The sequence below is a fragment of the Collinsella sp. 4_8_47FAA genome (genome assembly GCF_000763055.1).
Lineage (GTDB): Bacteria > Actinomycetota > Coriobacteriia > Coriobacteriales > Coriobacteriaceae > Collinsella.
In genome coordinates, this window is record NZ_KN214137.1 from 151,314 (window position 1) to 162,550 (window position 11,237).

At 45.5% G+C, this 11,237-nt stretch carries 9 protein-coding genes and 1 pseudogene; all 10 read right to left on the bottom strand.

Features of this window, described 5'->3' with window-relative positions:
• Positions 1-324: pseudogene (locus HMPREF9463_RS11195) on the bottom strand (IS21 family transposase); the annotation flags it as partial.
• Positions 325-455: 131 nt separating this feature from the next.
• Positions 456-917 carry a hypothetical protein gene (locus tag HMPREF9463_RS08825; protein ID WP_035138619.1) on the bottom strand — a complete coding sequence of 154 codons (462 nt, stop codon included), beginning with the start codon at positions 915-917 and terminating at the stop codon, positions 456-458.
• Between the two features lie 350 nt (positions 918-1,267).
• Positions 1,268-1,621, bottom strand: a complete 354-nt coding sequence (locus HMPREF9463_RS08830; RefSeq protein ID WP_035138621.1) for a DUF2304 domain-containing protein — start codon at positions 1,619-1,621, stop codon at positions 1,268-1,270.
• Positions 1,621-2,352, bottom strand: a complete 732-nt coding sequence (locus HMPREF9463_RS08835; RefSeq protein WP_232219793.1) for a glycosyltransferase family 2 protein — start codon at positions 2,350-2,352, stop codon at positions 1,621-1,623. Before HMPREF9463_RS08835 ends, HMPREF9463_RS08830 begins: the two co-directional genes overlap by 1 nt.
• A 324-nt stretch (positions 2,353-2,676) precedes the next feature.
• Positions 2,677-4,653: a DUF2142 domain-containing protein gene (locus tag HMPREF9463_RS08840; RefSeq protein WP_035138622.1), complete on the bottom strand. Its 1,977-nt coding sequence runs from the start codon at positions 4,651-4,653 to the stop codon at positions 2,677-2,679.
• A gap of 112 nt (positions 4,654-4,765) precedes the next feature.
• Positions 4,766-5,911, bottom strand: a complete 1,146-nt coding sequence (locus HMPREF9463_RS10765) for a glycosyltransferase family 4 protein (protein ID WP_084591857.1) — start codon at positions 5,909-5,911, stop codon at positions 4,766-4,768.
• 33 nt (positions 5,912-5,944) lie between these two features.
• The gene (locus tag HMPREF9463_RS10770; RefSeq protein WP_158558654.1) at positions 5,945-6,805 is read right to left on the bottom strand and encodes a LicD family protein; all 861 of its coding nucleotides are present in this window, start codon (positions 6,803-6,805) and stop codon (positions 5,945-5,947) included.
• Positions 6,806-6,809: 4 nt separating this feature from the next.
• Positions 6,810-8,054: an MATE family efflux transporter gene (locus HMPREF9463_RS10960; RefSeq protein ID WP_052044193.1), complete on the bottom strand. Its 1,245-nt coding sequence runs from the start codon at positions 8,052-8,054 to the stop codon at positions 6,810-6,812.
• A gap of 44 nt (positions 8,055-8,098) precedes the next feature.
• Entirely contained in the window at positions 8,099-9,034 is a 936-nt protein-coding gene (locus HMPREF9463_RS10775; protein WP_198019968.1) for a glycosyltransferase, read from the bottom strand.
• Positions 9,035-9,153: 119 nt separating this feature from the next.
• Complete coding sequence (locus HMPREF9463_RS10780; RefSeq protein WP_084591860.1) at positions 9,154-11,223, bottom strand: L,D-transpeptidase family protein; 2,070 nt, start codon at positions 11,221-11,223, stop codon at positions 9,154-9,156.
• Between the last annotated feature and the right edge of the window lie 14 nt (positions 11,224-11,237).

The window sequence follows — 11,237 nt, forward strand, 5'->3', positions numbered from 1 at the left end:
GGTGAGGCCGCCGGCGTAGCCCTGGCCGAGCAGCCGCTCGAATATCACCTGCGAGTTGGTGACGCCCTTCCGCAGGAGGTCGTCCACCAGGCCGGTGTGGCCGGCGAGCACGCCCGGCGCGGCCCTCCTCCCGCTGTTCCCGTGGGGCAGGGCCCTGAACCCGTGTGCCCTGACCGTCCTCGCGCGGGAGCGGGTGAGCCCCGTCCTCCTGCAGAACTCCGCGAGGTTGCATGCCTGCGGGTCGAACCCGTCGCCCTCCTCCGCGGCCATCTCCCGGAGCGCCGCGTCTATAATCTCCTGTAGGTCATCGTGTCTCTCGTTCACCTCAATGGTCCTCCTAACGCCGGCGTGTTGGCACCACCAGCGTAGTGGCGGCGGGGAGGCACGGTGGCCATTATTCGGTGACCGGGATTGGTCAAAATAGTTTGACTATTAGCGGCTAAAATCGCCCGGCGCTAACAAAGCCCCTCCAATATATAGGGGAGCAGCAAAATAAGGCCGGCATCAGAAGTGTTAAACCACCATCCATACCCCGTGGCAATTGGAAAGACCGTATTGATAAAGAAAGAGGCCGAAAGGGGCAAACTGCCCGTAAAAATAGAAATAATCCCTAAAGTTATACTGTAAAAAACAACCTCATTGTTAAGAATTATTAGCTTCTTGACCGCATCTTTAATGCTAAAAGAAGCTCTGTCGGCTATAAACCAAACGGCTATAAACCAAACGGCGATAAACACGAAGCAGCCAACTGCAACTTTTCCAATAGGGAGAAACACTCCCTTAAAAATAAAACGGGTTAAAGGACTAGCAAAAACCGATATATCATCTGCATTATGTATTACAAAATGATGCGCAAATACACACCACATTGAGATTAACCAAAAAAGCTCGACAATGGAATTACGTTCTTTTGCCATGGAGTTCTCCGGCTGGCTTAAGTTGACTCTATGCATCGATACAAGCCAATTGGCGTACAGTAGTGGTGAATTATAACGGCTGAGACGATTTAACAATCGGACCAAGGACCTCGTCACCGCTGTCCATCCAGATGACTATTTACAGCGAAACACCCCAGTCAAATTATGCTTCGGAAAGAATATTGCTCAGGCAGTTCGATAATGAAAGGACTTTTGACTCAAGAGCGAGCCCCCACCACCGGGACCACTCGAGCATAACGGTCCCTGGGCTCCGGCACTAGATTGACAACCACCCTGGGAGACTTAATGAGGAATAGCCGAAGGAACTGAATCAAACCATCGTATTGAGCTCATTCATGATTAGACCATTTCTCAAGTTCCTTTTCGAGTAGGGCAATCCTATGAGTAAGGTTTTTAATCGCCAAAACATGACGACTCACGGCAACGCTAAGAGACAGAGAGATTGCAAGCAACAGCACGATTGCACCCAAAAAAAGGAAATTGGCTGGGTTGACAAACCCAATAGCTGTTGAGCAACTATAAATAATTTGAGGACATATATCACAAATCAAGGCCGCCATACACATCAAAATCCACAACAGAGAGTACTTAAGAAGCATCTTTCCGTTGGACACGAGCCGCAAAACATAGACGAGAAAGCCGCCGAAAAAGAGGGCCGCACCAATCCTCAAAATTAGATTCATTATTTATCTCCCCTATGAACCCAGCACACAAGAACAATGGCTAACGTGACATTGATCATGTAGTAGACGGAAGAGAAGCCCCCGATGGACGAACGTCCGCCTTGGCGTTCATTCATCTTTACAGGCGCCTCCATAACGGGAAGACCAAGCTTCATAGCCAAAGCAATCGACTCTGGCTCCGGGTAGTCATCAGGATAACTCTTGCAGAACAGGTCGATAGCATCTTTATTGCATGCCCTAAAACCAGAAGTGGGATCGGTGACCACCTTACCCGTAAGCAGCTCGAGCAAAAATGAAAGCCACCTGATTCCAACGCGACGCATAAAAGTTGACTGAAAACCATCAGTCTCAACCAGAAATCGAGAGCCTATCGCCAGGCTCGCCCCACCCTCAATCAGCTTTACAAGCTCAGGAACATAAGAAGGATCATGCTGGCCATCGCCGTCAACCTGAATGTCAATATCATAGCCAAATCTCTGAGCATACTTATGGCCCGCTTGGACCGCTCCACCGATACCAAGGTTCTGTGGCAGGTCCAATATGTTGACACCATGCTCTCGACAAAGCTCAAGCGTTCCATCTTGTGACCCGTCGTTGATTACAACATAGTCATATCCCGCAGCTTTTATAGACGCAACGGTATCGAGAATGCACTCCTGTTCGTTATAGGCAGGGATTATTACGAGAACACGCGGATATCCTTTTGAACATGTTGTTGCAGCAAGAGACAATCGAGATTCATCCATTCCAAAAAAGTTGGCTCTTAGCGACGCTTGAAGAAATTGCGACTCTTACAGCCCAACGCACAGCTTAACTCAAACTTAAGTTTACAGTATCCTGACTAGCCATCGCGAAGTTACATCTCAAGCTTAGATATTTAGCTTGCTTAACTGGGGCCCACACGGAGTCCCCACCCATCATAGCAGGGTAAGGGCCCCGTGCACCTCTGTCTCAAATGCGGAACGCATGTCCTGAGTCCTCAACGCCGTCCCATTCGAACCAATCTAATCCAACTATTATCCCCTCTTACTATAGCCATGACTTATAGCGCTAGTTTAGAAAAATCGGATATACAAAAGCTCGAAAATCACAAAATACAGCAGCCCAAATGGAATCCCGAGCATAAAGGCTGTACATTTAGTCTTCTCTTCCTCATCGCAGTAAATAGGAAACCTGAGCAAAAGACAGGCGAAAGGTATTAACAAAGGTATGAGGTATCGCGCCTGAACACCCGCAACTGTCTGGCTTCCAACTCCTGTAAAGGCGATGTATAGAGCCAAAGCAACTAAATAGCAAGTAGCAAGAACCAGGAATAGAGTCCAAACAATCCCGAAACGGCTAAACTTAAATTTAGTAACTTTTTCATTATCAATAATGCATATAGCCTCAAACAACACGATGGGAAGATATGAAAGCCATGGGAACAGATTGGACACGTCCCCAAGATAAGCCATATTCGTTGATATTGAATTGAGAAACGCCGGGGTCAGCATCGATCCAAAAACGAAATTCGAGATTACAACTATAGTTCCAACTGGATTTGCAAGCACTCCCGTCGTTTGACCAGCCGTAGAGACTTCGGAGGCACCACGTGCATCAGAAATGTTATTTACGACAGAAGAGAAATATGGCGTCAAGAAAGATAAAATCATTATGGCGCAAACGAATAGTGCAGCTCCAATCAAGATACGTCTTTGCTTGCTCGAAGTATATTTATCTGCAGGAATTAAAAGCGCAAGTCCGAATAAGGGAAAATAAATCGCTTTAGCTGCAAATCCGATTGCAAAAGATAATAGAAATCCGAAGAATGTTTTTGCAGAAATATCCTCTTCAGAAACAAGCATCTTCAACAAAAGAGCTGTTCCTAGCAAACTGAACGATATCACACAGGGATCATACGAGTAACTGGCTGCCATTAACACGGCAGACGGGAACAACGCAATACAAGTGAAAAGACATTTTCTGCAAGGGGCTATACGAATTGCGATTCCGCAGATAACTGCATACGCAAGTAAATTAAATAATTTTCCCAATGCAAATTTGATAGAAAATGGGAGATGAAGCAAGCGACCCAAACAAAGGCCGATAGATGAAGGAATATAGGCAATTTTAGAAAGAGCCACACTATCAAAACAATTAACACGTTCGATACCTTCAGCTATATTATTTTTATCGGCCTCTCTGACTAATTGCTCAACAGAGCCACGGTTAAACTCTCTTGTTTCATCTATTGGGTACTTACCCAAAGATGCATCCAAACTAAAGCCGTCCCCCCTATAAAACTGTTCGACTATCATTCGGTCAGAATTTGTTATTTCAGCATTTGTGAGGTAGGAAACACTATTTGCATTTCCATAGTGGACCTCATCATCCCATGTCAGAAAATTTGTAACGGGGAAGCAAATAATTACGGATAGACCGACCGAGACAATGCATGCGAAAGCGAACAGTTCGGGCTTCAGATAAGAAGTGCCCCCATTAATAGCAATCAACCCGATCAAAACAGTAATGGGCAAAGCAGACGCGAACAACACCGTCTTTGACTTATCGAGCGGAATGCCAATAAAAGCGATTAAAACAGCAAAGCCAACAGAAACCGTCAAAAAAAAGAAACACTTCTTAGTATCAGTTTTCTTAACCGAGGCTACAAAGCTCTTCACCAGGCCATAGCAAAGCTCAATGCCTTGAAACGCTAAAACTAAATGAAAGCATATAACAAGACTTGCGATATTCCATGCGTCAAGATCGAAGGGGCCAAACGTCTTCGCACCAGTCAATATGATTAAAACTAGCAGAAAGCTGCTGAGAATGCTGGACGCGACGAGGACGGTTATCTGACGAATAGCGTCACCACCCGACTGTGATTTCGGTTGCAAATATAAGCACGCAACAGCAACGACATCGCAAAAGAGTTCAAGAATGAATAGATTTAAATTCTTATAGTGCAATGATGTCGCAATAGCTAATAAAAGAAGTCCCAGCCCAAAGATGGCAAGCGCGTACTCGCTTTTCTTAATTGCAGGATTATTCAAAACGTGCATCTCCAACTAAAGACAAAATCGAATAGGGTAAGTCGACAATAACAAATTCGTATCTCAAATCCAACTTCACTCAAAAGCTAAGCAAAAGCCAGCCAAGTATCACTTAGCAAATACAAAACGCCTTCTCGACATCCATAGCAGTGGCATCCCAGTTATATCGATTTTCAACAAGCGCCCTAGAGTTTCGAGACTGAAGAGAAAGCAGCTTTCGATCATCAAAAAGCCTGCATAATGCCGAAACCACCTCATCAGATGCCATGGACCGAATTATTGTGCCGTAGCTATCATCTAAGATAAGCTCGCGTGCCCCGCCCACGTCTGTTACCACTGCAGGCGTTCCGCAGGCTGAAGCTTCAAGAAGTACCGTTGAAAAGCCTTCGGAACGAGTTGGAAGACAAAGCACATCTGCTTGCTGAAGTAAGGAGGAAATATCCTCTGTGTTACATCTCCCAAGCCAAAACAAGTTAGACGAACAAGCTTCCTTGACCTCATTAGCCAGCGGACCATCCCCTGCAAGAACAAAACAAATATCACGCTTGGTAATATCTTTTGTGCGAGCCGCCTCAATAATTGAATAAATTCCCTTTTCAGGAATAAGCCGCCCGACAAAAGCTACAACCAAAGATGACTGAGGGATACCTAATTCAGATCGGAAATCTCTCCCCGAAGAAATACTCCTATAGAATGAGGCATTGATTGAGTTTGAAATTACGCCTTTTGCAGTGATATTAAAGTGCTGAAGCCATTCAACACTTTTAGAAGAAATCCCATAGAAATCAGGTTCAAACGACTTTACGCGATCAGTAATCCAATCTTCATATCGGCGAACAAAATAATCAAGAAATGGCTGATTGAAAGAGAGATACGCTGAGCCGTGGTCGAGAACAACAGCCTTAGCACTATGATCCGCAGCAAACTTCAGCCCTTCGAGCGAGAGAGGGAAAAGTCTCGTGTTTATCAGAACACCATTCCACTCATAATCATCAAGGGTTTGCAGGAGTCGGTAATAATCACTGGTTTTTTTGGGAAGAGGAAGTCTTCCATCAAGTAACGGAATGCAAGGAAGACGAATTACCTCCAGGCCGTTTTCGACTGAATGACCGACTCCCACGCGCATCGAATCATTAGTAACGATAACCACCCTATCGCCGCGTGCAGTCAAGGCGTGAGCGAGACCATCGACAAAATTACCAATTCCACTAAGTTGCGGGTGATAATGGTGAGTGAAAATACAAATAGAGGAGCTCATCACATAACCTCATCTGATATAGATGTCATATCCTTAATTCTGTGCCGTCCAGACTTCCCCATCTCCAAAGTCGAGCAAGAGCGGAAGATGGGTATGTCGATTATCCGGTGACGGTATTTTTTTCCAATCGCCATACATCGTTGTAAGATATTTATCCGTCATACGAGGAACAGGGAATTCACTGCCTTCGAAAACCGCACTGCTCAGAGGGAAAATCTCTGAAATAGGCACTGGCGCCATATTCGGCCAGCTTAACGTCAGACAGTAATCAGAGACCTCACCCGTATTTGAGTCGGCAATACAGGAATCGAACAAATCCTGGTAAGAGCATGCGCCTCGAGAAACCAGTTGTTCCACCACGTGCATAGCAGAACAACCAATTTGCTCGAGTTGACCAAGGAACCCTTTATGAGGGACAACAATGGAAGAAGAATGATATAAATAGGCTCTTTTCTGTGCAATTGATGCAGTTCGGACTTGCTTTGCACGAAGGCGTTTATCTGTATAGAGCTGGTCATATGGAAAGATGTCGACAAAAATGCCCATCGAACTGGAAGCCTCTCGAGCCTCTTGATTCTCGAAGCGAGTTCCATCGCGATACACCTTAGCAAACATCGCAGCATAGCCAGTAGTATTCCGCGATGTATGGAGCGAATATCCTTCCGGTAACCCACCCTCGGCTAAAGAGCAAAAGCGGTCATAATCTGAACGCATCATTCCGATATCTATATCATCATCCCAAGGGATAAACCCCCTATGACGCATTGCTCCTAAACATGTTCCACCGTCAAGCCACCACCTGATGCCGTGCTTAGAGCAGAATGCGGCGACAACCTGAAGGATATCCAATTCAGTGTTTTGAAGCTTTAATAGCGCGTGAGCTTTAGACATCATCGGCCTATCTCTTTTCCCCGAACCATTGTTGCGTCTGTTTCCCCAAAACAGAAGACTGATAAATAAGGCAAATGGCATTGGATATAAGCGCCGATACAGTAGGGCCATTTAAGCCAAACAGCATTTGCGCAGGAGCCATAACAGCGACAGCACTAATTAAGGACAGCATGCTGCCAACAAATACCCCTCGGTAATTATCAAGAGAAACCAACAAATCGTTGACAAACCAAGCGATGCCAGTCAAAAAGGCACAAGCCAACATAGGCTGAAGGAGATCGGTATGTTTAGCTATTCCAGCGCCATAAAACAGTGACAGCAATAATTTACCGAAAAAGAAAAGGGCAACTGAAGATATGACACCGACAAAAAAGATGCCAGCAAGTATTTTACCTATGAGCGAAAAAAAGGACTTTTCTCTAGAATGGTAACGCTCTACTAGATAACCTAATAAAGGATTATAAATATAGGTCGCACCCATTTGGATAATTGCCACAGGTGCAGCAACTGATGCATAAATACCCAGAGCAGAATCTCCGTATGAATAAGATAAATACTGCCTGGGAATATTCGGCGCCGCAGAAGCAGCAATGCCGCCAAGAACGATGGGCAAACAGCTACATAGGAAGGCTCTGACCTTCGCTCGGCTAATTCCAAGCTTGATTGCAGAAATCCGATTTGATCTTGGATAATCGTAAATAACTCCGATGCCTATTGTCACTACCGTCATAAGCAACAGTGCACCTTCGAGGCTATTAAAAAATCCAAAGACAAGAATGAATGAAAGGAGAGAGCCGATGCCCTGCATTATGAGGGATTTCCCAATATAGTCCATCCTATGACCAACCTGATCATTAGCATGCATGACATCAATGACTAAGCCAGCGGTTTTATAGAGAGCATACAGAAGAATAGCGGGCACCGTACCAATACGACACGTTGCAATGGAATAGACGGCTAACATTGCAAACGCTATAAAAGTAGTAAAGAAACGAAAAGTCAGGTATTCACCAGCAGAGTTTTTCCTTTCAATATCTGCAATTTGCACCGTGTACATCCTGTATTGGGCTAATTGAGAAAACATGTTGAAAATAGACATAGCCAGCGAATAAATGCCTGCAGCACTATATCCATCAGACAGCCGAACGACCAAAATGGTGATAAGCCACTGACAGCCTAAATTAGTCAACGAACCGACGGTATTCCAGAACATATTATGTTTAATCGAAAGAGTCTTCTCTGTGGCCTTCACAAATATAAGCGCCCTTCTAAACCTGTCGAAATGAGGATACGGAGCTATCTCGCAGCTTTAAGTTCTTTTAAAATCAAAATAAACAGCCAATTCGGCACAAGACGTATAATGATATCTGCTTTAGCGATAGACGGGCAAGCTCGTCGGTATTTAAGTAAACCAATTATGGAGCGCCGCTCCCTTGCTTCAGCGAACCCCAATATTTCCTTTAGATGCGGTGAATCGGGAAATCTATCGGCAAATCGCCTAGCAGTATCAACCCTGTTTTTAACTCTTGTCGAATACCAATCATCTTTTGAAGAAACACCTGCAAGGAATCCAGTTTCGTTACCACCATGTCGACGATACTTAACCAAAGGAGTCATAGTAAAGCTGCACTTCCCCAGTTCACTGCAACCCAATGTCAACCACAAGTCATGTGCAGTCGATTCCGGAAAGGGAATCATCGACTTCGCCGCACTCGCATCTAACATGAGAGCCATACCAATGCCGTAACATACGCTTGCGGCCTGTACAGTAATATCCTCTCCAGAGCACCAATTTACTTCCGGCGAATTAGGATGAGCTTTCCTATAACTCTTTACCAGAATATTTCCGTTTTCGTCAATTACCGATCTATCACAAACATCTAGAATTGAGCCTTCTTCTAGCATATGGTTGAGCGAAACTTCAACTCTATTAGGCTCCCAAATATCATCCTGATCGCAAAGTACTACGTAATCCCCTTCCGCCAAGGAGAGCAGCGCCTCGAACGATTTGACATAACCGAGATTATTATCACCGTGATAATACCGATAGGCGTTTTTCGTTATATGCGCTTGGATAAACCGCTCTAATGAATCCGATTCAGGGCAGTCATTTCTAACTAGAAGCGTAAGCGGAAACGTTTGTTTATCTATCGAATCAAGTTGTTCCGCGAAAAACTTAAGATCGGGTTTATAAGCTGAGAGAAGTACGCATACGCCAATATCATTTCCCATTTCTATTTCCAAAAATCCTCTCAAATTCATTGCTAAAGATTATCAAAGCACCCTCAGTTAAAAGAAACTCTTTTAAAAATAGAGTATTTATCCCTGTCTCTTAAAACGAGTGCCTAATATCAATAAGTAACAACCTTCGTTCCATAGGGAATGTTATCGTAAATCCATTTTGCATTCTGAATCTCAAGGCGTACGCATCCAGCAGAGGATGGAACGCCCATCGTGGGATCCATCACGCGGTTGCTGTTGACGTAGTAGGGTGAGGAATGGAATAAGTAATCACCATAGAACTGCGTGTAGTAATAGCAAGTATATCCATGCCCAAAGGAGTTTCCCTTACCGTAGACCTGATACTCCCCTATCACCGTAGGCGTGCTAGCTTTTCCCGTCGAACATACATATCGACGGTTTAAGGACCAGTTATTCCAGGATCCAGTGTAAATACTCGTAACGCAACGTGACGTATCGACAAGTATCAGCCAATTTGTATTGCTTGAATAACTTTGAGCCTTAGCATCCATATAGTCTGACACCCACGCGCCGTTGGCCATGAAGTAATTCCAGGATCCGTCCACAACGCGCCAGCCAGTAGCCATGGCGCCACTAGCGTCGAGCCAATACCAGGTACCCCCCAGGTTAAGCCACCCTGTTTGCATATAACCAGACGAATTCAAGTAATACAAAGATCCGTTAACGGCAACCCAGCCGGTTTTCATAACGTAGGTAGATGGGTCCAAATAGAACCAGGAGCCATCCTTGTACAGCCAGTCAGATCGTGCATAGCCAGCGGTCTCATCAAAGAAGTACCATTTTCCGTTAACGTTCTTCCATCCAGCGTAGGGGGAGCCATCGGTTGGATCAGCATAGAACTTGCACCCTCCAAGCGTCACAAACCCGTGAGCTTCGGCTAATTCGCCATCACCGTTTGTTGTAAATAGCTTTCCACTACGCAACGCTCCACACAATGAGCAATCAGAACCAGCAAAAGCCTTAGACGGCTCATCCTGGACCGAGTCCTGGACATCTACCCATTCACGACAAGCAACAGCGCCTGAAGTTTTTGCATAATAGCTTTTCCCATTTACAGAAAAATGACCTAGCAGCATTTTACCGTCGGCGGCAGGATCGAGATAATAGTATTGGCTATTGTCCTTCAGCCATCCCGTCTTTACAATGCCCGACGCATGAGAAGGCTCAGCGTAATACCAGTCTCCATCGCTCATAAACCAGCCGAGTGACAGCGCTCCCGTTGAAGAAAAATGATATTGATTGGATCCGATGACAAAAAAGCCGGTAGCCATTCTATTGTCATTTGCGACATCGAGCCAATACCAAACGCCATTCACCAAACGCCAGCCCGATGCAAGTGCGCCGGAACCGTCAGCGTAATACCAGTCCGTCCCATCAAACGCCCAACCAACAGCCATTGCGCCTGAATCCGATAAATAGTAACGAGACGAACCGACAGAAACGATTCCTCTAGACATAACACCATCATTGGCGGGATCAAGCCAATACCAGTTATTGCCAGTTTGAAGCCAGCCGGTTAAGACTTCACCATTGCTACCCCAATACCATAAACCGTTATCAAGGCACCATCCATTAATCAGTCCATAGGTTCCAAGAAGATAAGGGTGCCCATCAATAACACGTCGACCAGTAGCCATAGAACAGCTGTTAAGGGAGTCAAACCAGTACCATTGACCTCCAATAAACTGCCAGCCACTTGCCAAAGCGCCTGATGGACCCGCGTAATACCACTTATTTTCAGTAAAAATCCAACCGCAGCTCATTGCGCCGTCACGAGCGGGGTCTAAGTAGTACAGCGAGTCGTCAATATTCTGCATTCCGGTCAAACGACAGCCATCTAGATAGTAATACCAGGACAAACCGTTCCATTGCCATCCAGATAGTTGTTCTGTAGTCGACGGGTCTTGGCTTTCGACAACCTGTAGACTCGAATCTTCCGTTGTCTTGCCGGCACAATCACTGGAGTCTTGAGAGCAAAAGCCACCGGCAAATGCTCCCAACCTTCCTGTCGAGTCGCGCCCTACGACACCGTTATCCGCCCCCTCTTCCACGGCATAAGCAGTGCTAGAAAATGCGGGGGCGGAAACTGAAAACAAGGCGGAAAATAGCATCAAGCCAATTACTCGCCAGCAAATTCGATGATCAATCCGGACATTCATTTCAGGCCCCTAAC